We start from the raw sequence: 22,347 nt of genomic DNA, 5'->3' as shown, positions 1-22,347 counted from the left end.
GCATCGCAAAAGCCCGGACAGGGCCCCCGCGACTCGATCGAGCGCCGTTCCGGCGGCGGCGCACGCCGTCAGTCGCTTCCGTCGCCCGCCGCGCGAGACCGGTAGCGCAGCAGATGATCGGTGCCGGATTCGGACAACCAGACCTCTCCCCGACGGCCCATCATCTGGCGCACGTTCGCGTGCGGCCGCGGCAGCGTCAACACGTCGAAGCGCTCGGCGCGCGGGTCGAAGCGCACCAGCGCGTTCGCGCGCCATTCGCTGAGCCAGACGATGTCGCGGTCGTCGACGAATATCGCGTACGCATGCGGATGCTCACCGGGCAGCCGCCATTCCCGCCATCGGTGCGTCGCGGGATCGAACACGCCCACTTTTCCGGCGTTCCACTCGCTGATCCACACGCGCCCCGTCGAATCGGCCCACGCGCGGCGCGCGCCCTGATTCGGCGTGGGCGGCTCGATCACCTGCGCCGCGCCGCTCGCGGGATCGATGCGGCCGAGATAGTTGCCGGCCAGCGACGCGAAATACACGCTGCCGTCAGGCGTCGCGCAGATGCCGTACGGCCCGGCCCCGCGCGGCGCATCGAACACGCGCATGCGGGCGCTCGCCGGATCGAGCTCGCCGTAGATGCCGCTTTGCCCGGTAAACCACAGATGCCCGCGCGTGTCGAAGACGGCCGTGTTCAGATTGGCGTTCGCCCGCTCCTTCGGCAACGGAAAGCGCGTGACGGCGAGCGTCTTCGAGTCGACGCGGACGATCGCGTTCAGGCCGCCGTCCGTGATCCATGCCGCCCGATCCGGGCCGACGATCACGCCGTGCGGCGCGGCTCCCTCGCCGAGCGGAACCCAGTCGGACTTGCCGCCGCGCGGATCGAGGCGGCCCACCGCGCCGCGCGCCTGCGCGGTGTACCACACGGCGCCGTCGGGCGCGGGCGCGACATCGTGCGGCGCGCTGCCGGCCGGGACGGCGTACGAATCGAACGACGGCGGCTGCGCCCGCGCCGCCCCCACGGCGAGCATCGCGCTCGCCAGGCACGCCGCGAGCGACGCGGCCGGCCCGCTGCCGAGCACCCTGCGCGCCGCCGCGACGAAACGCTCTCTCGCAATCCTCGGCATGTTCGCCTCCCTGCCCGATGAACGGGTATCAAAGCGCGCCGGCGGTTCGATCGCCGCCCCTTTATCGACGCTGGACGGCGACGCGCCTCAGTCGGAAAACGCGCCGTGCCGCCCCTGCCCGGCGCCGAAGCGCGCGGCGCCGGCCACGCCTTCCGCCAGCACGACCGGGACGCCCCCCGCCCCTTCCCGGCGCAGCGCTTGCGCGAGCGGCAAATCCCACTGCTCGTAGGCGGAACGCCGGTCCGCCAACATGCATTGCCGGGGAAACTGCGCGATCTGCCGGGCAAGGCGCGTCGCGTGAGCCAGCCCTTCGCCGTTCGGCACGACATAGTTGGCGAGCCCCATCTCCCTGGCTTCCGACGCATCGACGGGACGTCCGGTCAGAATCATGTCCATCGCACGCCCCATGCCGACGACGCGAGGCAATCTGACCGTGCCGCCGTCGATCAACGGGATACCCCAACGCCGGCAAAAAACGCCGAAGACGGCGCCCTCCTCCGCGACGCGAATGTCGGCCAGCAGCGCAAGCTCCAGCCCGCCCGCGACCGCGTAGCCGGACACCGCCGCGACGAGCGGCTTCGACAGCGCCATGCGGCTCGGCCCCATCGGCCCCGGCCCGCCGCCCGTTGCGTCGAGCGCGTTGCGCCGCGCGGGATCGCCGGCGGCCTTCAGGTCGGCGCCCGCGCAGAAGTTGCCGCCCGCGCCAGTCAGAACGGCCACCGCAAGTGCGGCGTCGGCCTCGAACCGGGCGAACGCGTCGCTCAGCTGCGAAGCGGTCGGGCCGTCGACGGCGTTGCGGCGCTCGGGCCGGTTGAGGGTGATCGTGCACACCGCGCCATCCGTTGCGAAAAGGACTTCGTCCATCGTCTCCCTCCCGGAGAGCAGACACCACCATTCGTTATACGTCAGATGGCGTCGAGCGAAACGAATTCGGCGCGAGCGTCGCGAAGGGGCGTCGATATCGGAGGGCGGCCGGGGCGGCGCGAATGGGCGCGACGTCGATCGGACTCGACGCCGATGCCGGCGCCTACGCCGCCACCAGCGCCAATGTCGATATCGACATCGACGAAACGGTCGAAGCCGGGCGTCGCGGCGCTGCCGGCGTCCGGGCCGACGCGCCGCGCATCGAACGCAGGCCGGCGTCCATCGATCGTCGCGCGCGACGGATGATCGACATCGATGTCGACGAACGACGGCAACCATGGCCGTTCACCGGCGATCGGCAACGTCGTCGGCGCGAGTCCGCCCGACGCGGCGGCCGCCGATGCGGGGCACGCGCATCGTTCCGTCGCCGATCGGACCGATCGGACCGATCTGACCGATCGGCCGCCCGCGCCGTCCAACGCCCATCACGCGAAATCGCGTGCGCGTTCCGGACGGCGCTCCCTCGCGATGCCTGAAAGCGAAGCCGGCCTGACGCAGCGGCATCCGTGCCGGCGACGAGCCGCCGTCGAAACGCGAAACAGGCGCGCCGAGAAGCAAAGCAAGCGGTCGGGCCGAGCATCGAGGTTCGATGCGGCAGCGGCAAGGTTTCCGTCCGTTTCGACCTAGAATCCGTTATTGATGCGTTGACGATTCATGTGCGCAATCCGGCGTCGAATCGGCCGGCGGCGTGCGGCATCCGTCGCGGCGCGAACGCGCGGGCGGCGCGCCTCACGTCAGGCCGCACCGAACGCCAGTTGGACATAGGCGGCCAAGCCGACCCTCGGCGGCATTTCGTCGGGAATGCAGATAAATCGCGCGGCGGCGGCAACGAAACATTCGTTGCCTCGGCCCGCGCATTCGAGCGATGTCCGCGGCAATCCCGCCGCCGCGCTTCGCGACGACGAACGGCCGGCGACGGCGGCCACGCCGGCCGTTGCGGCCTGCGCGCAACGGCACGGCGATCCGCGAGAAATCGACGCAGCGACACGGACAAGACGATCGTAACGAGCTCAGCGGCTCGACGCCGGGCGATCACCCGAGGAGACGAATCATGCTGATTGGCGTGCCGAAGGAAATCAAGGTCTACGAATATCGCGTCGGCCTCACGCCGGCGGGCGCGCGCGAGCTTGCGCTGCACGGCCATCAGGTGCTTGTGCAGCGCAGCGCGGGCGCGGCGATCGGCCTGCGGGACGAGGATTACGCGGCGGCCGGCGCGATGCTCGCCGACGACGCGGCCGACGTCTATGCGCGCGCCGACATGATCGTCAAGGTCAAGGAGCCGCAGCCGGCCGAATGCGCGATGCTGCGGCGCGGGCAAATCCTGTACGCCTACCTGCATCTCGCGCCCGATCCCGCGCAGGCCGCCGCGCTCGTGAAGTCGCGCGCGGTCTGCATCGCGTACGAAACCGTCACCGCGCCCGGCGGCGGCCTGCCGCTGCTCGCGCCGATGAGCGAGGTGGCCGGACGCATGTCGATTCAGGTCGCCGCAGCGCACCTCGAAAGCCCCGGCGGCGGGATGGGCCTGCTGATGGCGGGCGTGCCCGGCGTGCCGGCCGCGCACGTCGTCGTGCTCGGCGCGGGCGTCGCCGGCACTTGCGCGCTGCAGATGGCGGTCGGGCTCGGCGCGCGCGTGACCGTGCTCGACACCAGCGTCGATCGCCTGCGCCAGCTCGACCTGATCTTCGGCAACCGAATCGCGACGCTCCATTCGAACGCGCATGCGATCGACGATGCGGTGCGCAACGCGGACGTCGTGATCGGCGCGGTGCTGGTGCCCGGTGCGTCCGCGCCGCGGCTCGTCACGCGCGAGATGGTCTCGAAGATGCGCGCCGGCGCGGTCGTCGTCGACATCGCGATCGATCAGGGCGGCTGCTTCGAAACGTCCCGCGCGACGACGCACGCGCAGCCCACCTACGTCGTCGACGGCGTCGTTCATTACTGCGTCGCGAACATGCCCGGCGCGGTCGCGCGCACGTCGACGTTCGCGCTCGGCAACGCGACGATTCGCCATGCGATCGCGCTCGCGAACAAAGGCTGGAAGCGCGCGCTCGCCGATGATCCGTATCTGCGCGCCGGACTGAACGTCTGCGACGGCCACGTCACGCACGAAGCGGTCGCCCGCGCGCTCGGCCGCGCCTATATGCATGCGGACGAAATGCTCGACTGACTCGTCGCGCAGCGGTCCGAACGAATGAGATGCCCGACGACGGCCGCCGCCGCCGTTCGCGCGGCCTCGCACTCGGCTCGACCGCCGATTCGGCGCGCCGCCCGAGCACGCACACGACGCGCATCGCACGGTCCCGGCCGATGCCCTGCCCCGAGGCAAGCGCCTTGCTCGCGAACGCCGCGTTCGGGCGGGCATCGCCCGCCCGCCGCTCTTCGCGCGCATTCGTCCCGCGTCGCAAGCGTTGCGGCGCACGGCAGGCCGCACGACGCGGATTGCGACCGACGATGCAGCCCGTCTGCGGGCAACGCGCCGAACCCACCCGATGCGCGCGCACGCGCGGCCGCGGCGGCCGATTGACGCACGTCAATCAGCGCTTTGTCGGAATGCATACGCTGAAACCGTGAGCGGCATCGCGGGATGCGCGCGCATTCACGGATCGGAGGCCATCATGCGGACCGGACATCATTTCTTTCCCGAACTCCGGCATGCGACGGTGCCGACCTATTTCGTCTCCTATCTGTTCCCGCTGCTTCTCGCGGGCTACGAAGCGTACCGCGTCGCATACTGGGTCAGCCGGCACGGCTGGCATTTCAGCGAGCTGTCGCAGGCGGGCTACGAATTCACGCTGATGCTGATCGTGTTCGCGCTGCAAGTCGTCCTCGACGGGCTGTTCTTCATCATCGCGTGGATCGGCCGGCATCCGGACGTCGAGCATCGGCTGTCGAATCTCACGCTCGGCATCATCTGCTCGGCGCTCGTGCTCGCGTTCGACGTCGTGCTGCAGGTTGCGTTCTGAATCGCCGGCGCGTGGCGCACGCGCCGCGCTTGCCGTATCGCCACCGATCGGGTGCGCAGAACTTGCGCGCTTGATCGGCTCGCCGCATGGCGCCGTGCCGGCGCAATCGACGATCGCCGTGACGAATCTCGGCGGCGGGGTCGGCACGGAAGCGCCCGGCGTCGTCCGTCGCTCGTCGCGCGCACGCGCGGGACCCGGGCGCATCGTCACGACGCGAAGCATATCGATCGGGCTCGATTCGCTTGCCTGCCTCCATCCGCCGGGGCGGTCGGGCAAGTGCAAGCACGCCGGCCGCCTCCGGCGAAACCGTGCGCGGCCGAACCCATGCAATGCAATTCGCCGATTCTCGCCGCGCATGTCCGACACGTGTTCGAGTGTCGGCGAATCCTCTCGCCGATGTCGGATATTTCCGACATCTCGCGCACTCATCGGACAACGATCTCCGACCAGGATGATTGAGACGCGCCGCCGCGCCGCCAATACTGAAACCGTGACAGCAAGCGAAGCGTTCGGCGCTCACGCGGCGTCGGGCTGACGTTCCGGCCGCCGCGTCGGCCGCGACGAACGGCTTCGCGATCGTCAGGAGCGCGCGATGAGCCAGCACATTCGACCGAAATCCGCAGGCGGCGCGGCCGAACTCGGTCTTCCGAGCGGCGCGCATCTGGTGACGAAACGCGTCGGCTATGCGCACCACGGCATCTATATCGGAAACGGCGACGTGGTTCACTACGCCGGCCTTTCCGGCAAACTCCGCGGCGGCCCCGTCGAGATCGTGTCGATCGAGCAATTCGCGGCGGGCTTCGGCGTCGAAGTCGTGTCGCATCCATCGGCGGCCTATGCCGGCCCGGATGTCGTCGATCGTGCGACGTCGCGCCTCGGGGAGCGCGATTACCGGCTGCTCTCCAACAATTGCGAGCACTTCTGTTTGTGGTGCGTGTTCGGGCAAAGCCGAAGCGAACAGGTCGACGCGTGCATTCGCAATCCCGCGCGCGCGCTGGCCGTGCTCTTCCTGATGATCGCTTGCCGGCTCGCACATGGATGGCGCGCCGCCGCGGACGGCCTCGCCGCCGAAGCCCGCGTGGCCGCGGCGCACGCTTGACGAAGAGCGGCGAAAGCGGCCTCGACGGCGCGCGCCGCGCATCGACATCATTCGCCGTCGACTTCCGGTGAAAGTCGCCTCAAGTCCGGATCGCCGTCGCGTGTCGCGCACATCGCGTGTACAGGAAGGCAGGAATCAACTGCCGCATCGGTCGCTTGACGCGCGAGTCGCGCGCCGATTTCGCTGCTCTTTCGGCATGCGCGGAATGCGCCGGCCATGCGCTCCTGCAACTGCGTCGTCACGCCGCCAGCGGCGGCATCACCCCTATCGGGCGGCGTGATTCAACGTGTTCGCCGGCGGCGGCTCCGAGATCTGCATCGTGCATCAGGCCGCGTGTACGCGCGGATTCAAGACGCGTCTTGCCCATCGGTACCGCTGCACCGCAATTCAAATTGCGTTCGATCCTTGCCGCGAATCCACGTTGGCTCACGCCCTGCTCCCGACCATGTCGCTCCACTGACGGGGTCATAATATCTGGCCCGAATCTTTCGCCTGCCACGTTGCCCGTCAGCGGAAAATATGTCGTCCGGGGAAAAACCAAACTCGCCGACACAAGACCTTATCTCCGCGAGAACAGCCTCTCTAGCCGCCGCTCGCTCCTCGGCCAAACGTGCCTCGAGCTCGATTTTCAGCTCTTTAAATCGTTGATACGCGTTCATTTCGTCACACTCTGATTTTTCAAACCCCGCCTTGTTTTCCATAACCCGATGACAATCCATCTCCCACGAGATTTCATCTCGGCGGCAAGATAATTGGTTCGCGTCATACGGTGGCGAGATGTCGCATGTCGTCAAACGCAGCGCCAAACTCGCACCATTTGCCCGGCGGTGCGCTCGCACGCCGCGCCTTCCCGGTTCGAAGCAAGATGGATGGTCGAGATGAAGCCCGGAAGAGTTTTGCCGATTGCGGTCGTACGGCGCGTAGCCGCCGCCTGACGATCGCGACCTGGACGACGTGAACCCAGCCTAGGTTATTCAAATGTAAGAAATTCGAGAATCGAAGTATTTCGAAAAAGTCGGTTCGCTTGCCCGAAGATTGACGGTATGCGTTCCTCATGACGAAGGCTCCGCGCGACCGGGCTGCACGCCCCAAGGAACGCTCAAAAAAGGTACGCAGCAACTGTCAACTTCGTTCGCTCGCTGCGCCCGACGCATCGTGATTCGGCACGTTGGGGGGCCGCGCCGTGTGGCGCGGCGAGCTCCATGCGAAACGGTAGCGCGGCGATCGAGAAAAGCGCGACGGCACCAACCCTCGGCTTGCCGAGCGCGAACATCACCATCGCGACGCAGGTCGATAGCGACAGGGCGTCAATCGCCTCGGCATGCGCGGAAATGACGCTCGGATTCATCGCGCCGAGTCTCTTGTGCATTCAGGTGGCGGAAGCGCCGGGCGGCTCGCCCGTGCAGGACGGCCGCCGCATGACCGCGCGCGATCAGGGAATGGTCGCGGGTTCCAGTTCGAGGTCGACCACCCGTCGCTGCATGTCCTCGAATTCCGGGTCCGGGTCCGGCTCCGTCGATGCGATCGCGTTCGGAGCTTTCGCGCGCCGTGTCGCGTCGGGCCGAACGCCGATCACGCGCGCCGGTGTGGCAATCGCATCGTCGATGCGGGCAAGCAGATAGGAAAAGAACGGATTCGACGAAATCCTGAACATGGAATCGAGGCTGATCGTCAACACGCCCCGCTCGCCGCGCGGCACGAGCGCACCGAGCGAAACGCCGTATCGCGGGTTGTCCGCATTCGCCGGTTGCGAGCCGTAAAGCGCGTCATCGGGCGGAAACGGCAGCGCCACGTGCGACAGCGAGAAAATCTGCGGCGGATAGGGGAGCCCCAGATCACGGAAGTGCGTGCCCGCATCTCCCGCATCTCCCGCATCTCCCATATCGCCCGGCTCGACGGTGCGCTCGACCACGCCCCCATGCGCCGCCTCCGGTTTGTCCGCGGCGTTGCCGATCGTCGTGAGCCGGTAGTTCACCGGCAACGTCGGCAGTATCCTGGACAGTTCCCGTGTCGATGCCGGATCGATCAGCGCGCCGAATTTCGCGCGCCGATTGACGTCGAACACCACCAGTTCGCTGCCGTTGTCGGGAAGCATCGCATAGAGCCGCCTGACAATCGCCCGGGTGCTGACCGTGAAATCAAGCACCGACTGGAAAGTCAGTACGGGAGGAAGTCCGTCCAGCTTGCCCGCGCGCGCGAGGCGCGCGATCTGTTGCTGCAGCGCGCTGGTGAGGCGATGCGACTGGCGCGCCCCGTTGACCGGAAACGAGTTGTACTTGAACGGATTGAACTCCGGCACGATGCCGAGCCACGCGGCCCTCTCAAATGGCGGCAGCAGCGCGGGAAGCGCCGCGAGACCGGCAAACCTCGCATAGCGAGTGATGCCGATCATCGGCGAAACCAGGATGATGCGCGCGGGACGGGCAAGACGACTGTCCTCGAGGCTGTCGAGCGCATATTTCATCGCCAGCGCGCCGCCATTGGAAAAGCCGACGAGATGAATCGGGTTGCCGGGGCCGGCGCGGCGCTGCGCCTCGCGCACGGCAAGCCGAGTCGCCGCCATCCACGTTTCCCAATCGACGTTCGACAGGCCCGCGGGAACCGTGCCGTGCCCCGGAAGCCGGATGCCCACCGCCACGAAACCGCGCTCGACATAATGCCGCGCGATGTGGCGCAGGCTGTATGGCGAATCCGTCAGGCCGTGCAGCAACACGACCGCGCCGACGGGCTTGCCGGCCGGCAGCATTTCGTAAGAACGGTTCCAATCGTGCTCGAAGTGCGGCGGATAGATCGGACTGCCTTCGAAATAACGATTCGAAGGCACGCGCGCCTCCGGCGGCAAGCGCTCGCTCACTTGCGTTTTGACTTGTTCGAACAGAGCGTCCTCGCGACGCAAATAGCCGTCCCAGCCGCTCCGGTCGAGTTGCTCGACGTCGAGTTCGTCCGGCACGAAGGTATGCCAGGGTTCGAGCGCGGGCCCGTTGCGAACATCGTAGGCGCGCAGCGCGAGGAGCAGGGCGGCCAGCAGGGCGAGAGCAAGCAGCACGAAGCGCGCGGCTCGAGCCATTCGGAATCGACGCATCATGTTCGATGAATGGGACATAGGCTTCGCAGAGCGAATTGATGCATGAATCACGGTCCAATTACGGAATCGGACCGTGCGCGCACCCGGCGCTTCGCACCCGGACAATGCGAAAGCCGAGCTGGAGTCGGTCCCAAATTGTAATGTTCGGTACAGGCGAATACAAATCCGATCCTCCCTGGCGGACCTTGCCGTCAAGCCTGCCGCTCATTGCACGGCCGTACCGCTTCGCGCTCGAATGGGCGGATGGGCGGATGGGCGGATGCCATGCGTTCTCGTCTTGTCCGGCATGACGGGGAAACGAGGGATGACCGGTTCTTCTCCGAAAGCAGCCCAAATGCGAAAGAAGCTCACGCGGCGGCGATGTGATTACGCGCGCTCCGTCGCGTCGAAAACGCGGCCTGCCTATCGCCGCCGCGGCTATCCGACCACGTCGCCGGATAGCGCGGCGAAGGGCGTGGAGGCTACATGTAGCTGATGGTGTAAGTCGCCGTGGCGTTGGCGGGGCCGGGCGTGATGGTGTCGGCGGTTTGGTAATAGCGCGCCGAAAACGGAAGCTGGATTCGTCCGTCCGATTGCCATCGCGAGGTGACGTCCCAGGCAGAACCGAACTGCACGGCCGCCTGAGAGCCGGAATCGCCTTTCAGTACCTGCACGCCGACGCCGGTCGCCGCGCCCGCCTGCGCCGACAGCGCCAGCACGCCGGCGCTGTCATAGCCTGATGCGGTCTGGCCGTCCAACGTCAGCGCGACCGAAAACGCGCCGGTATTGCCCTGCTTGCAGTCGAGCTCCAGCATGAAATCCCGCGACGGCGATGTCGAACCGATGCCGGAGCCGAGGCCCGAGCGGCCATTGGCCGCGAACGTGCCGAGATTGACGACGGGATTGGCGTCTCCGACAACCGAGCACGTGCTCTTGGTAAACACCACGACATCTTGCAGTCCTCTGATGAAGTACATCGCGTTGCCGCCCTGGGCCAGCAAGTTCTGGTTCGGGTCCGCCACGCTGAGCACGTGCACGTAGTTGCTCGGCAGCTTGGTGTCGGAGCTCGTGGGCGTCTCCCCGATCTTCACGAGTTCGATGTCCACCGTGAACGGCACCGAAACGCTCTTGACCGCCGAGTCGACCAGCACGTCGGTCTTCCAGTTGGCCGCGGAATTGCCGCGGTCGCCGTTGTAGGTCACGTAGATCGCGAGGCCGCTGCCGATCCTGTTGCTGGTGGTCAGATCGGGACGACGCACGTACGCGTACTCGCTCGTCAACGGATACGTGACGTTCAGCATGCATTGAGCCGTACGGCTGACGCCGTGGGCGCTCATCAGCACGGTGCCGATCGGCGCGTCTTCCGGCACCAGGATTTTCTGGGTCAAATCGAGCAGCACGACGCTTTCGCCGCTGCCTACCGAACAGTTCTGCGTCGCGTGCGCCGCGCCGGCGCAGAGCAGGCTCAGCGCCACCCACGGCAGCAGGCGCCGCATCGACGTGCGCCCAAGCTTCAGTGTGTATTCCTTGATCACAATCGTCCTTTCATCATCGTGAGAAAACGCCATGCGCGCGGCAATCTCCGCCGCGGGAGCGCACGGTCAACCCGATGTCCGCGTCGCCGCGCGCGGGTGCATCGATGCGGCCTGATCGGCGTCCGTCGAGAACGGCTGACACACCGCGTCGAAACGCTGCAGATGTTTCAGCGGACCGGTCTTGCCGTCGGGCGCGTCGGGCGCCTGCTCGGGCAATGCAAGCGTGCAGGCATTGCGGTCTCGCTCGCCCCATCTGACGACGAGCTTCTCGAGCCCGTCGGCGAGGCGCGCGTACAACCGCCCGCTCTGACCGACGGTGCCGACCACGTTGCCGTCCGGATCGGCCACGGACGCGCCGAACGGCAGCACGCTGCCGCCAGGCAGCGTTCCCCGGATCAGGACCGGCCGGCCGACCACGGTGCCGTAGCGAACCTTGACGATCGCGCCGTTCCGGGGCGCAACCTGCTGCCGCGTCGTGAGCAGTTCGACGTCGTCGGGCAGCCCATTGGGATCGATGGACACTTCGTTGAGCCGGTACGGATTCAGGTACGGCACCACCGCATGGCCGTTGCGATCGAGCACGATGGCCGAATACCCGAGCACGCGCGCGCCGGCCGCCGCGGGCGCTTCCACGATCGCGATCGACTGCGCGTTGTACGGCGAGGCCGTGACGCCGCCGCCATCGGCAACGAGCATGCCGCTCGCGCCGGCGGACATCGCGCGGTAGCGATCGGCCACATCGAAGCTGCCCTGCAATGCGCTGTAGTGCGAGCGGTACAGCACCGACCCGTTGGCGCCGACGTCGCGGCTCGAATTGCGCGTCACGCCGACGCTGTAATCGAGCGAGCTGTCTTTCAGCGCGGTGCCGTTGACGGTGGAACGCACGCTGGTGCCGTCCGATCCGTTGGTCACCGCCATGTTGAGCGTCGGCGCGCGCGACTTGCCGCCGAGCGGCACCGACAGCGACAGCATGTAGAGGTTTTCCATCCGCCCAAGCGACGTGCGGCTGCGGCTGATCGAAGCCGTATAGCCGAGCGCGCGGAAATTGTTGCTGTAGCCGATCTGGAACTGCGTATCGCTGCCCGAACGGTCCCAGAAGTTCTGGCTGTAGCCGCTGACGTAGAGATTGCCGGCACGCGAGCCGAAGCCCTGGCTTGCCGTGACCGACAGGCGATTGCGCGGCCTGCTCGTCACCCACGAGGTATCGCTCAGCGTGCCGCGCCGCGCCTGATCGCTGTATTGCAGCGCGTTTTGCAGGTCCATGTAGCCCGACGACGAGAAGCGGTACGCCGCCACCGACAAATTGCTGTTGGTGGCGGTGATCAGCTTGCTGTACGTCGCACGCACGCTGGTGCCGTTGCGCCTGAAGCCGGCGGCCGATGCCCACGACTTGGTCACGTCGAGCGCGAAGGCGCCCAAGGGCGTGCTGAACGCGCCGCCCGCGAGCACGGCCCCATAGTCGTTCGTGACCTGGGCTCCCGCATACGCGGTGAAGCTGTTGGACAAGCCTCGCTGCACGGTTGCCTGAATCACCCTCGGCAGATAGCTCAACCCGCCGTACCGCACCATACCGGCGACCACGCTGTAGCGCGTCCTGCCGGGGCGCAGCAGTTGCGCGACCGACGCGTAAGGCACCTTGAACTGCTGCACGCGGCCGTCCGCCTCCGTCACCGTGACGTCGAGGTTGCCGCCGTAGCCGGTGGGGTACAGATCGTCGATCACGAATTCGCCCGGCGCAACCGAGGTCTCGTACAGCACCGCGTCGCCCTGGCGCACCGTCACGCGCGCGTTGGTTTGCGCGATGCCGCGCACGACCGGCGCGTATCCGCGCATCGACTCCGGCCACATCTGATCGTCGGTGGCGAGCTGCACGCCGCGGAACGCGAAGGTGTCGAAGATTTCGCCGCTGGTATTGGATTCGCCCAACGTCACGCGCGCCTTCAGCGGCGTGATGTCGCGCTGCACGTAGGTCCGGATCGAGCTGTAGCGTGAAGGTTCGCGTTCGCGCCACTGGTAGGAGCCGCTATGGCGAAACATCCAGCCGCCGACGTTGAAGCCGGCATTGATGCCGACGTAAGCCGACTGCTGCGTCAGGTTGCCGGATTCGCTGCGGTAAAAGGTGGCGTTGTAGCCCAGCATGCCCGCCGTGACGCCCGAATCCCACAGCGCCGGATCGACGTAGCCTCGCGCATGGCGGCGTATCAACGCCTGCGGCAGGCTGACGTCGAGACGCAGCTCCGCTGTGTCGAGGCTGGCGCGCGCATCGTCGGACAGCGCCTCGATGCTGACGCAGCCGGCCGCGTCGGCCAGCCGCGCGAGCGTGTCCGCGGGCACCTGTGCGGGGTCGATGGCCAGGCGGTCGAACAGCGTGCGCGACACGCAGACGCGCGCGGCGCCGCCGTCGGAGCCGTCGCCCTGCTTGACGGTAACGGTTTCTCGGCCGATGAAGCGATCCGCCACGTAGACGTCCACGCGGTACTCGCCGGGCAGCAGCGGATTACCGTTGGCGAACCGGGACAAATCGACGGTCTCGCCCGAACCGGAGCGCAGGAAATTCTGATCGAAGCTCGCGCTGGCGAGCGTCGCCGTCGGCTCGCGCCGCGGCGCGGAAGCGGATGCGCCATCGCTCGCGGCCGACGCGCACTGCGCCACGCTCATGCTGGCCAGCAACGCCGCTGCGGGAAGTGGTTTGAGAACCGGCAGGCGCGCGCGAGCGCGCCCCGCCCTCGCACGGGCCGAGTGATTGATATCCATGGTGACTGAAGGTTGAAGTGCGTCGCGCCGGGCGCCGCCGCCGGCTGTGGGGCAAGGCGCGGCGCGGAGCGAAACCGGGGGTGTCAGGGCGTGCCGAGGGTGCTTTCGCCGCGTGCAATGCCGCCGTAGTCGGTGATATAGCCGAACGCCACGCGCGCCTTCTCGAGCTGTGCCGGAAGCGACGAGGCGAAACGGAACAGATGGGTCGCGCCCGGCGCGATCATCGCCCCCTCGCCGGCAATGACGGATTTGCCTTCGGGGCCGATCTCGACCGTCGCAATATTGACGTAGTAAGCGCTGGGATTGCTCGCCAAGACGCCTTGAACGCGCCCGTTGCCGTCGCGCTGCACCTGCCATCGCACCTGTTGCGCGGCGGCCATCGCCCCTTCGTCGGTCAACGCCGCGGGCCGCAGGAATATCTTGACGCGCGAACGGATGGCGAGCTGCATCAGGTTTTCACCTTCGACGGCCTTCGGCCTGGGCGGAATGTCGAGCACGTTCAGCCAGTAGAGCGATTCCTTGTCCTCGGGCACGTCGTCGCCGAGAAAGGAGAGCCGCAACGTCTGCCCCTTGCCGGGCTCGACGCGGGAAATCGGCGGCGTGATGACGAACGGCGCGTCCGCCTTGTCGGGCGTCGCCGTCGTGTCGCCGCGATCGACCCATGCCTGAACCAGTGCGGGCTGATCGCCCCGATTGTTCATGCGCACGGACACTTCGCGCCGCCCCTCGGGATAGATCACGCGCGTGCCGAACAGAACGATGTTGGCTGCCGCCTCGGTGCTGACGACAAGGGCAAGGGAAAGGACGAAGAGATGCAACCGCGAGCGGCCGCGCTTCGGCGTTCTGAATGAGAGCATAGTGAATTCCAGCCTACGAAGGAGGGCTGGAATAGCCCCCCTTGTCGTAAAAGGCTCCATGCAGACGACGGAGCCTCGCCGACGGTGCTTACAGATAGTCGATCGAGTAGGTCACCGAAGTTTGAACGTCACCCGCGGTGGCGGCGCCGGTCGCGTAGTACTGAGCACCGTAGACCAGCGTTGCCGCGCCGTCCGTCAGAGCGGAAGCGGCATTGCTGCGCTGCGACTCGTCGCCCGCTTGCAGCACGACGCCGTCCGCGTTCAGCAGTTGAACCTGCACTTGCGTGGCGGAACCGTTGTTGTTCAGGTTGCCGCTCGTGGCGTCGACGTTCGGGCCCGCCTCGAAGAAGGCGCGGACTTGCGTGGCGTCGCCGGAGCACTCGCTCAGCGCGATCGTGAAGTTGGTCGCGCCCGCCGTGCTGCCCTTCGTGCTCAGCGTGCTTGCCGACACCGTCGGAAGCTGAACGGTGGCGTCCTGGTTACCGCCGTTCACGCTGATCGTGCAGGTCTGCGCCTCGATTGCGCCATTGAACGTGATGGTGCCGTCCGATGCGTGAGCGGCCATGGGCAGTGCGAGAGCGGCGGAAAGAATGCCGAAGGCGATTTTCTGGTTCATTCGATTTACGTTTTCCGTTTGATTGAACAGGGTTTGATCGTTGTCGCGCCATGCGTGGCATTGCGGACAACGATTCATTCTGTTCCATTATTCGGAGTCCTTAAATCGCAAAACGTCCAAATGCGCAACGCAGAAGACAGCGGCGGCGACAGCGTCATGCCCCCTCGCGCTCGCGTGCCGCGGCGCGAGGGGGACGATGCGGACAGGCCGTCGGATCAGCGACGTGCGAGCGACAGCAAGCCCGCGCCGATGCCGCCGGCAAGCAGTACGCCGCCGACGAGCAGCGCCGCGGCAACCTTGCCGAAGGTGTCGCCCAATCCGGCCGCGCCGCCCGTCAACTCCGGCGGCTCCCTCACGGTGAGCTCGGCGTTCGACGCCGGACGAAACATCGCCATGATCGAGCTCGTCGTGATATCCGACCAGCTCCACGCGCCTGCGACGTTCGCCGTTTCCATGTAGTTGAGTTCGCGCATTTTCAGCTCCTTCGTTAGCGTCGGATCGTCTGGACTCCGACGTTGTGGCACGGAGCCGTCTCGTCCCCGGCACTTGGCGTGCAGCGGTCGCGCCGCGCGGGACAAGACGGCCGCCGGATTTACTTCAGTGCCGGATAGGTCGGATCGAGCAGGCTGTTCATGTTCTCGTTGAACCACGACGCCGTCGGGGCCCAGTCGTTCATGAGGCCGTAAATGGCGCCGCCCACGAGGCCGACGATCGCACCGGCGATTGCACCGACGCCGGCCGAAATGATGCCCGCGCCCACGATGCCGCCCGTGCTGCCGCCCGTCACGCCGCCCTTGAAGAAGCCCGTGCCGAAGCCCGTGAGCGCACCGAGAACGCTGGCACCCAGACTCGACCAGAAGCCTGCGCCGGCGACATGCTCCAGTTCCATCACGGTCAGTTCACGCATTGAAATACTCCTTTTGAAATAGTGGATTGGCGAACAAAGAAAGGCCGGTTCGCCGGCGGCTCGAATCGTCAGCGGGCTCGTCGGTCGCACGCCGATGCGCACCGATGCGCGACGCGCGTCCGACGCGCGCCTCACCGCGTCGCGACGGGCAACGGTACGAACGCGGCGCGCCCGTTTTCCAGCAGTAAGGCCCGCTGCGCGCTGCGGATGGTTTCGGGGCGATGGGCGATCAGGATGCGCGTGATCGGCATCGCGCTGACGGCCTCGTTGATCGCGAGTTCGCGTGCGACGTCGAGATGGCTCGTGGCCTCGTCCAGCACCAGAATGTCCGGACGCCGATACAGCGCGCGCGCCAGCAGCACACGCTGACACTGCCCGCCCGACAGGGACGATCCCATGTCCCCCACCAGGCTCTGATAGCCCATGGGCATCGCGGCGATGTCGTCGTGGATCTGCGCGAGCCGCGCCGCGTCCTCGATCCGCGCCAGATCCGGTTCGAGATCGAAGAAGCCGATGTTGTCCGCGATCGAGCCCGCGAAGAGAATGTCGTCCTGCATCACGCAACCGATGCGGTCGCGGTAGTGCTGCAAGCCGATGTGGCGAATGTCGACGCCATCCACCGCGATCGTGCCCTCCTGAGGTTCGAGCAGCCCCAGCAGCAGCTTGGCCAGCGTGGTCTTCCCCTGCCCCGAGGGGCCGACGATGGCCACCGATTCGCCGGCGGCGATATCGAACGAGCAGCCGTCGAGCACCCACGGTTCGCCTTCCGCGTAGCGATAGCGCAAATTGCGAACGGAGATCGCGGGCGGCGCATCCCGTTGCGTGCTCGGCATGTGCGCGACGCTCCCTTCCATGTCGGCCTCGACATCCGTCAGCACGATATCGGCGAGGCGCTCGCCGTACAGCCGCAGCATGCGGAAATCGATCAGCGCGTCGATCAGGCCGGAGCCGCGTCCGATGAACTGATCCGCAAAGCTGATGTAGGCCACCAGCATGCCGGCGGAGAAGCTGCCGTCGATGACCTGCTGCGCGGCCAGCCACACGAGCGCGACCCGGCCCATACCGGAAACCAGTCCGTGAACGGCGGAGAAACCGATGGACAAGCGCTGGATCGCGATTCCCTTGTTCGCGGTCTCGACCATCGCATTGGCGTAGATCGCCACGCGCTCGTCCTGCTTGTTGGCGAGCTTGATGGCTTGAACGCCGCGGATCGATTCCAGCAATTGAGTCTCGGTCCGCGCCGCGTAGACGATCTGGTCTTCATTGGCCTGCCGGAACGGACGGTACGCGACGGCGCGCAGCAGCGCGTATGCGGCGAACAGCGCGATCACGAGCCAGGTCAGCGTGCGGTTGTAGACGAACAGCATGCCCAGCGTGACGACGGCCATCACGCCGTCGAGCAAGGTGCTGACGAAACGCGAGGTCAGCGTGCTCTGGATCGTGCCCACCGCACCGAAGCGCGACACCACGTCGCCGATATGGCGCTGCTCGAAATACGTCATCGGCAACCGCAGCAGATGCGCGCAGACATTGGCGCTCCATTGCACGCTGAGCAGGCTCGAGAACCATGTCACGACCCACGAGCGCAGCGCCGTGATGGCGGTCTGGAACAGCGCCACCATCGCGAAGCCGATGCCGAGCAGCGTCAGGAGATCGCGATCGGACGAAACCAGCACGTGATCCATCACCCACTGCATGTAGAACGGCGTCAGGATGCCGAACAACTCCAGCGCGACGGACAAGGTCAGCACCTGGACGAATGCCGAGCGCACACCGAGCACGCTGCCGATCAGCCGCAGCATCGAAATCGATTCGCGCTCGCGCTTGCGTTCGAACGCGGCGGTCGGCAGCAATTCCAGCGCGACGCCGGTGAAGCAGCGCGAGACTTCGTCCATCGGCACCTTGCGCGCGCCGCGCGCGGGATCATGGATGACGATGTGATCGCGCTCGACGCGCTTGAGCACCACGAAATGGCTCATCTCCCAATGCAGGATGCAGGGCCGCCGCAGTTGGCCGAGCTCGCCCAGCTCGAGCCGCAGCGCGCGCGACGCCAGCCCGAGGCGCTGGGCTATGCGCATCACGTCGCCGAGCGTGGCGCCCTTGAGCGACGTGGTGAAGCGCTGACGCAGATGCATCATGTCGATATCGTGGCCGAAGAATCCCGCCACCATTCCCACGCAGGCAAGCCCGCATTCGGCCGCTTGCGTTTGCAGGATCACTGGCAGCCGGCGTCCCCAGCCAAAGCGCAAGGCATTCAGAATACTCATCGTTCGGATTTCAGTGCCGGCATGCGCGCCGCGAGCGGCAAGCCGGTGGTTCGTGACAGTTCGGTTTCAGGCGCTCGCGCGACGGCCGAGCGCGTAGATCGGCTCCAGCACCCATTCGATCAGCGTGCGACGGTCGAGCAGGAGATCGGCATCGAGCGCCATGCCGGGACGCAGGCGCTCCGTGCGGTCGTAGACCGCGATGTCCTGACGATCCAGCGCGACGGTCAGCCGGTAGTGCTGCTCCTGCACGTTCGGTTGGCCCGTCAACGCCGCGACTTCCTGCGGCGACAGCGCGCTGCGCGACACGCCCGACACCCGGCCGAATTGCTGGCCGAATTTCTGGTAGGGATAAGCCTCGTAGCGCAGCACCACGGTCTGCCCCGGATGAATGAAGCCGATGGCGCGGCTCGGCACCATCAGTTGCGCTTCGAGCTTGCCGTCGGCGGGCAGCACCGACACCGCGGTCTGTCCGGCGCTGACGATCTGGCCGACCTTGAACAGCATCGCCCCCACCACGCCGTCGGCCGGTGCGCGCAGCACGACGGAGCGGCGCGCTTCGTTCTCGACGATGGCCTGTTCGGTTTCCGCCAGCTTGCGTCCGGTTTCGTTGCGCCGTTGCCGTGCATTCAGCGGCTGCTCGCGCAACTGCTGTCGCACCTGGATCAACTGGCCCTGCACGTCGAGCCGCGCGCGCACGGAATCCTGCAGGCGAGCCTCCGCGTCGAGCACGCTGGCTTCCTGCTGATCGACCTGCGAATTCGACGCATAGCCTTGAGTTCGCATCATCGCCAGCTTCTCGAGCTGGCTGCGGGCGAGCTCCACCTGGCGCACGCGGTGCGCGTGCTGCAGTTGAAGTTCGCGCAGTTGGCCCTCCAATGTCGCCGCGCGATCCTTCAGCCCGCGAATCGCTTCCTCGGCCAGCACCGTCTGGCCGCTCAGATCGCTCCGGAGCCGCTCGCGCTGCGTCTCGAGCTGGGTGCGAACCATCTCGCGGGCGTCGCCCAACGAAGTCGTCACCTCGGCCGACACCGTGACTAGCGGCTCGCCTGCGCGCACGCGCTGGCCTTCGCGGGCCTCGATCTTTTCCACCGTGCCGGTGACGGGCGGGCTGACATTGAGCACGCCGGCGGTGGGCACGATCTGCCCCATCACGCGTTCGCGCTTCGTATACGTGCCGAGCGCCATGAACGCCGCGACGGAAACGGCGATGACCGCCACGATGGCGATGAGCAACCAGCGGTAAGGCGGCGAGTACAGCGCAACCGTGCCGATCAGCTTGCCCTTGCCGGCTTCGAGCGCCTCGGGGCGAAACAGTGAGTCAGACATGACAATCCATCAATGAAACCTCGGGCCGCATGCGCCTAGCCGACGGTCAAACATCCAAATTCGTTCAGGTCGTCCTGAGCGATCGTGCCCAGCACGGCCGACAATTTCAGCCGCGCGGTGATATAGCGAAAGCGCGCATCGGCAAGATCCCGCGCCGCCTCGAAATACTTCTGCTGCGCCGTCAGCTCGTCGACATTGGTGCGCAGCCCGACTTCGCGGCCGTAATGCGTCGACTCGACGCGGCTGCGCGCGGATTCCACCGCGCGCTGCTGCGCCCTGAGCTTGGCCGCGCCGTTGACGATGCCGAGGAACGCGGCGCGCGCATCCTGGCGCGCGCGCCGGCGCGCATCCTCGAACTGATCGCGGCGCTGCGCGCGGCGGCTGTACGCTTCGCGCGACGTGGCCACCGCCGCGCCGCCGGCGAACAGCGGGATCGTCACCGTGATGCCGATCATCGACGTTCGCGTTTTCGACGTCGTGCCGAACAGCTCGTCGAGCGCGTTGCCGTTCTGCGCGCGGCTCCAGTTGCCGCCGTAGCTGCCCTGAAGGTTCACCACCGGCAAATGGCTCGCGCGCGCCGTCGTCACGTCGGCCTGCGCCTCGTCGAGCTGGAACGCGGCCGCGCGGACTTCGAGGTTGTCCTCTTCCGCACGCGCGAGCATCGGCTCCAGTTCGGCCATCGAAGGCGGCGAGCGACATACGCCGGCAAGCGGATCGACCTCGGCCGCACGCAGGCCGGTCAGCCGCTCGTATGCGCCGCCGGCGGTTTCGAGATCGTTGAGCGCACCGATCTCGCGCGCCTGCGCGTCGTCGTAATTGGCCTGAGCCTCGTCGACGTCGGTCCGGGTGCCCTCACCGATGTTCAGCGCGAGGCGCGCACGCTCGAGCTGTTGACCGAAGGTCTCCTTGGCCGCGCGCGTGGCCTGCAGCACCTCGCGCTGATACAGGATCTCGAAGAACGCATCGGAAACGTTGCTCACGAGCTGCTGCTGCGCGCTGGCGAGCTCCACCTCCGCCCCGCTCGCCTGCGCGGCGCCGCGCTGGTAGTCGGCATAGCGGCCGAGGTCGAACAGCGGCTGCGTCAGCGTGATCGCGTAGTAATGGCGCCGCACGCCGGCTGCGTACGACGCGCTCGGCTGATCCTGGCGCGTATACGCGCCCTCGAGCTGCACCTTCGGCAGCAGCCCGGCGAGCCCTTCCCAACGCTTCTGCGCGCCGGCCCGCTCGCCGTGACGCGCGGCCGAGATCGCCGCATCGAACGTGCGCGCGGCCGCCACGGCCTGCGGCAGCGTCGTCGCATGCGCGCTCGGCGCCGGTGCGGCGAACGCGAACCACAGCAGCGCCCAGCGCCCTCGCGGCAAGAAACGCGAAACGGCGGCGGCGCTCATGCCTGCGTCGGCATCGCTCGAAGCACGCAGTCTGAACGTCGCTGCGCGCGGTGAAAATCGCAATTCGTCCATTTTTTCGGATGCCGATGTGCCGCGTCGCGCCGCCGCGGCGTTCGGAGTCGCTTTCATGTCAATCCGTTTTCAGTGGCGTAGCGGATCAGGTCCGCCGTGGAATGGATGCCGAGCTTGCGCATCGCGGTGGATTTCTGCGATGCGACGGTGCTGACCGATCGCCGGTACTGCAGCGCGATCTCCGACAACGAAAGCCCGGTCGCCGTCAGACGCACGACGTCGAGCTCCTTTTGCGTCAGGTTGCAATTGCGCATGTGCGCGGACTGGCCGTCTTCGATGTTCCTGCGCATGACCGGCGACAAATGGCGCGTCGCTCCCGCGTGGACGTGCATGCAGGCGCGGATGATTTCGTGCGCCGGGTCGGCCTTGCCGACCAGCGCCCGCGCGCCGAGCTGCATCGCCTTCGTCAATATCGCGGCGTTGCTGTGCGCGGTCAGGACGATCACTCTGCTGCGCGGCGCCGCCGCGCGCACCGCGCGCAGCAGTGCCAGGCCGTCGTATGAGCCGCCTTGCGCGGGCATGGTGAGATCGGTCAGCACCAGATGAGTCGGTTCGCGAGTCAACGCGGAAAGGAGTTCGCGCCCGCTGCTGCACACGTGCCGCAATTGCAGCAACGGCTGCGGTTCGACGAGCAGCTTGATCGAGTGCAGGACGATCGGATGATCGTCGGCGATCGATAGCGTGATGCCTGCCATGTGAGATCCCGGATGAAGGAACGTGTGAGTCGTGCCGCCGGCCAATTCGGGGCCGGCGTGAAATGAGCGGTTGTCCCACATGCCCGTCGATGTCGGCGCAGGTGCTGAATGGCTCGGACGTTATTCTTTTCTTCAGGCCCGTCGCACGCGATAGGCCGCGTCGGAAGACGCGACGACGCTTTTCCGAGAACGGCATCGGAATTTTCCGGGGCGTCGCCGGGCTCGGGTCAAGGCCGTCCTGCCCGCACGGCTCGATGGAATCTGTTCGGATCTGCCCGGCTGGCGGGCCGCCGTGCGACGGCGTTCAATGGAGAAATCGATTGTCGTCACGCGGAGCGGCCAGCCGGACCTCGCCCGGAAATCCGGATGGAGCGACAACGCTCCAGGCTGCAGGCTCGCGATATGCGCGGCGAGGCCGCGCGCGAGGCCGGCACGTTGCCGATTGCGTCGGGCGCAGGCGCGTTCGTCGCCGAACTTCGCAGCGCCGGCCGAATCGCATCGAACGTGGTTTCGTCACGCGACGCGCGGCGGCGCGCCGCGACGATCTCGCGCAAACGCGATTGCTGCACGCGATCGCCGCGATCGTCGCGACCGGTTCGCGCATTCGGGTATGAAGGATCGTGTGGCGATTCGATGCGATTCGATGCAATACGCGGCGAACACGACGTGCCGCTCGCCGCCGATTCATGATTGCAGCGCGACGAACGAAGCGAGCGACGCGGCGCGCTGCATTGCGCCTTCGGTCGATGCAGCCGCGGCGTCAGATCG

20 protein-coding genes are annotated in these 22,347 nt (G+C 67.0%); 3 read left to right on the top strand and 17 right to left on the bottom strand.

The annotated features are described in order from the left end of the window. Window positions 1–68: 68 nt before the first annotated feature. The 3 genes from WT60_RS20420 to WT60_RS20410 all read right to left on the bottom strand — a co-directional run bounded on the left by WT60_RS20420 (window position 69) and on the right by WT60_RS20410 (window position 2,338). The gene (locus WT60_RS20420; RefSeq protein ID WP_059642210.1) at window positions 69–1,112 is read right to left on the bottom strand and encodes a hypothetical protein; all 1,044 of its coding nucleotides are present in this window, start codon (window positions 1,110–1,112) and stop codon (window positions 69–71) included. 87 nt (window positions 1,113–1,199) lie between these two features. Beyond that, entirely contained in the window at window positions 1,200–1,976 is a 777-nt protein-coding gene (locus WT60_RS20415; RefSeq protein WP_059642207.1) for a crotonase/enoyl-CoA hydratase family protein, read from the bottom strand. 41 nt (window positions 1,977–2,017) lie between these two features. Continuing rightward, complete coding sequence (locus tag WT60_RS20410) at window positions 2,018–2,338, bottom strand: hypothetical protein (protein ID WP_145986839.1); 321 nt, start codon at window positions 2,336–2,338, stop codon at window positions 2,018–2,020. A gap of 749 nt (window positions 2,339–3,087) precedes the next feature. On the opposite strand from WT60_RS20410, the gene ald reads away from it, so the two are divergent. From ald to WT60_RS20385, 3 genes are all read left to right on the top strand, one after another. After that, window positions 3,088–4,203 (top strand): alanine dehydrogenase, encoded by a 1,116-nt coding sequence (gene ald / locus WT60_RS20400; RefSeq protein WP_059577044.1) that lies wholly within the window; start codon window positions 3,088–3,090, stop codon window positions 4,201–4,203. A 448-nt stretch (window positions 4,204–4,651) separates the two neighbouring features. Then, window positions 4,652–4,999, top strand: coding sequence for a hypothetical protein (locus tag WT60_RS20390; protein ID WP_038747449.1), 348 nt, complete (start codon window positions 4,652–4,654; stop codon window positions 4,997–4,999). Between the two features lie 592 nt (window positions 5,000–5,591). Further along, the gene (locus tag WT60_RS20385; RefSeq protein ID WP_059576942.1) at window positions 5,592–6,098 is read left to right on the top strand and encodes a lecithin retinol acyltransferase family protein; all 507 of its coding nucleotides are present in this window, start codon (window positions 5,592–5,594) and stop codon (window positions 6,096–6,098) included. Window positions 6,099–6,336: 238 nt separating this feature from the next. Here WT60_RS20385 and WT60_RS34590 read toward each other — a convergent pair whose 3' ends face one another. The 14 genes from WT60_RS34590 to WT60_RS20320 all read right to left on the bottom strand — a co-directional run bounded on the left by WT60_RS34590 (window position 6,337) and on the right by WT60_RS20320 (window position 21,579). Further along, complete coding sequence (locus WT60_RS34590) at window positions 6,337–6,528, bottom strand: hypothetical protein (protein ID WP_186448672.1); 192 nt, start codon at window positions 6,526–6,528, stop codon at window positions 6,337–6,339. Then, window positions 6,446–6,757, bottom strand: a complete 312-nt coding sequence (locus WT60_RS20380; RefSeq protein WP_038747569.1) for an H-NS histone family protein — start codon at window positions 6,755–6,757, stop codon at window positions 6,446–6,448. The genes WT60_RS34590 and WT60_RS20380 overlap by 83 nt, the downstream gene beginning before the upstream one ends. A 440-nt stretch (window positions 6,758–7,197) precedes the next feature. Next, complete coding sequence (locus WT60_RS20375) at window positions 7,198–7,446, bottom strand: hypothetical protein (RefSeq protein WP_145986838.1); 249 nt, start codon at window positions 7,444–7,446, stop codon at window positions 7,198–7,200. 84 nt (window positions 7,447–7,530) lie between these two features. After that, window positions 7,531–9,165 carry an alpha/beta hydrolase gene (locus WT60_RS20370; RefSeq protein WP_236860905.1) on the bottom strand — a complete coding sequence of 545 codons (1,635 nt, stop codon included), beginning with the start codon at window positions 9,163–9,165 and terminating at the stop codon, window positions 7,531–7,533. Window positions 9,166–9,644: 479 nt separating this feature from the next. Then, the gene (locus tag WT60_RS20365; protein WP_082754699.1) at window positions 9,645–10,730 is read right to left on the bottom strand and encodes a fimbrial protein; all 1,086 of its coding nucleotides are present in this window, start codon (window positions 10,728–10,730) and stop codon (window positions 9,645–9,647) included. Between the two features lie 33 nt (window positions 10,731–10,763). Then, window positions 10,764–13,355: a fimbria/pilus outer membrane usher protein gene (locus tag WT60_RS20360; protein WP_236860939.1), complete on the bottom strand. Its 2,592-nt coding sequence runs from the start codon at window positions 13,353–13,355 to the stop codon at window positions 10,764–10,766. Window positions 13,356–13,534: 179 nt separating this feature from the next. After that, window positions 13,535–14,308, bottom strand: a complete 774-nt coding sequence (locus WT60_RS20355; RefSeq protein WP_052145059.1) for a fimbria/pilus periplasmic chaperone — start codon at window positions 14,306–14,308, stop codon at window positions 13,535–13,537. Between the two features lie 88 nt (window positions 14,309–14,396). Continuing rightward, a complete protein-coding gene (locus tag WT60_RS20350; RefSeq protein WP_038747437.1) occupies window positions 14,397–14,924 on the bottom strand; it encodes a fimbrial protein in 528 nt (175 codons plus the stop codon). Between the two features lie 215 nt (window positions 14,925–15,139). Continuing rightward, window positions 15,140–15,397 (bottom strand): hypothetical protein, encoded by a 258-nt coding sequence (locus tag WT60_RS20345; RefSeq protein ID WP_038747434.1) that lies wholly within the window; start codon window positions 15,395–15,397, stop codon window positions 15,140–15,142. 119 nt (window positions 15,398–15,516) lie between these two features. After that, window positions 15,517–15,831 carry a hypothetical protein gene (locus WT60_RS20340; protein WP_038747431.1) on the bottom strand — a complete coding sequence of 105 codons (315 nt, stop codon included), beginning with the start codon at window positions 15,829–15,831 and terminating at the stop codon, window positions 15,517–15,519. A gap of 131 nt (window positions 15,832–15,962) precedes the next feature. Further along, entirely contained in the window at window positions 15,963–18,098 is a 2,136-nt protein-coding gene (locus WT60_RS20335; RefSeq protein ID WP_060356426.1) for a peptidase domain-containing ABC transporter, read from the bottom strand. Window positions 18,099–18,164: 66 nt separating this feature from the next. Further along, window positions 18,165–19,424: an HlyD family efflux transporter periplasmic adaptor subunit gene (locus WT60_RS20330; protein WP_060356425.1), complete on the bottom strand. Its 1,260-nt coding sequence runs from the start codon at window positions 19,422–19,424 to the stop codon at window positions 18,165–18,167. A 35-nt stretch (window positions 19,425–19,459) separates the two neighbouring features. Beyond that, window positions 19,460–20,812, bottom strand: a complete 1,353-nt coding sequence (locus tag WT60_RS20325) for a TolC family outer membrane protein (protein WP_236860904.1) — start codon at window positions 20,810–20,812, stop codon at window positions 19,460–19,462. 125 nt (window positions 20,813–20,937) lie between these two features. After that, entirely contained in the window at window positions 20,938–21,579 is a 642-nt protein-coding gene (locus WT60_RS20320) for a response regulator transcription factor (protein ID WP_060356424.1), read from the bottom strand. Window positions 21,580–22,347 lie beyond the last annotated feature (768 nt).

This window comes from Burkholderia sp. MSMB617WGS, assembly GCF_001532025.2.
In the GTDB taxonomy this organism is placed as follows: domain Bacteria; phylum Pseudomonadota; class Gammaproteobacteria; order Burkholderiales; family Burkholderiaceae; genus Burkholderia; species Burkholderia savannae.
Note: the sequence above shows the minus strand (reverse complement) of the source record. Positions and strands in the feature narration are given on the sequence as shown.

Coding starts and splice junctions, on each gene's coding strand:
- WT60_RS20420 (WP_059642210.1), bottom strand. CDS start 1,112: ATGCCGAGGATTGCGAGAGAGCGTTTCGTCGCGGCGGCGCGCAGGGTG.
- WT60_RS20380 (WP_038747569.1), bottom strand. CDS start 6,757: ATGAACGCGTATCAACGATTTAAAGAGCTGAAAATCGAGCTCGAGGCA.
- WT60_RS20375 (WP_145986838.1), bottom strand. CDS start 7,446: ATGAATCCGAGCGTCATTTCCGCGCATGCCGAGGCGATTGACGCCCTG.
- WT60_RS20360 (WP_236860939.1), bottom strand. CDS start 13,355: ATGAGCGTGGCGCAGTGCGCGTCGGCCGCGAGCGATGGCGCATCCGCT.
- WT60_RS20330 (WP_060356425.1), bottom strand. CDS start 19,424: ATGTCTGACTCACTGTTTCGCCCCGAGGCGCTCGAAGCCGGCAAGGGC.
- WT60_RS20320 (WP_060356424.1), bottom strand. CDS start 21,579: ATGGCAGGCATCACGCTATCGATCGCCGACGATCATCCGATCGTCCTG.
- WT60_RS20365 (WP_082754699.1), bottom strand. CDS start 10,730: ATGGCGTTTTCTCACGATGATGAAAGGACGATTGTGATCAAGGAATAC.
- WT60_RS20335 (WP_060356426.1), bottom strand. CDS start 18,098: ATGAGTATTCTGAATGCCTTGCGCTTTGGCTGGGGACGCCGGCTGCCA.
- WT60_RS20385 (WP_059576942.1), top strand. CDS start 5,592: ATGAGCCAGCACATTCGACCGAAATCCGCAGGCGGCGCGGCCGAACTC.
- WT60_RS20350 (WP_038747437.1), bottom strand. CDS start 14,924: ATGAACCAGAAAATCGCCTTCGGCATTCTTTCCGCCGCTCTCGCACTG.
- WT60_RS20325 (WP_236860904.1), bottom strand. CDS start 20,812: ATGAGCGCCGCCGCCGTTTCGCGTTTCTTGCCGCGAGGGCGCTGGGCG.
- WT60_RS20355 (WP_052145059.1), bottom strand. CDS start 14,308: ATGCTCTCATTCAGAACGCCGAAGCGCGGCCGCTCGCGGTTGCATCTC.
- WT60_RS20390 (WP_038747449.1), top strand. CDS start 4,652: ATGCGGACCGGACATCATTTCTTTCCCGAACTCCGGCATGCGACGGTG.
- WT60_RS20340 (WP_038747431.1), bottom strand. CDS start 15,831: ATGCGTGAACTGACCGTGATGGAACTGGAGCATGTCGCCGGCGCAGGC.
- WT60_RS20345 (WP_038747434.1), bottom strand. CDS start 15,397: ATGCGCGAACTCAACTACATGGAAACGGCGAACGTCGCAGGCGCGTGG.
- WT60_RS20370 (WP_236860905.1), bottom strand. CDS start 9,165: ATGGCTCGAGCCGCGCGCTTCGTGCTGCTTGCTCTCGCCCTGCTGGCC.
- WT60_RS20415 (WP_059642207.1), bottom strand. CDS start 1,976: ATGGACGAAGTCCTTTTCGCAACGGATGGCGCGGTGTGCACGATCACC.
- ald (WP_059577044.1), top strand. CDS start 3,088: ATGCTGATTGGCGTGCCGAAGGAAATCAAGGTCTACGAATATCGCGTC.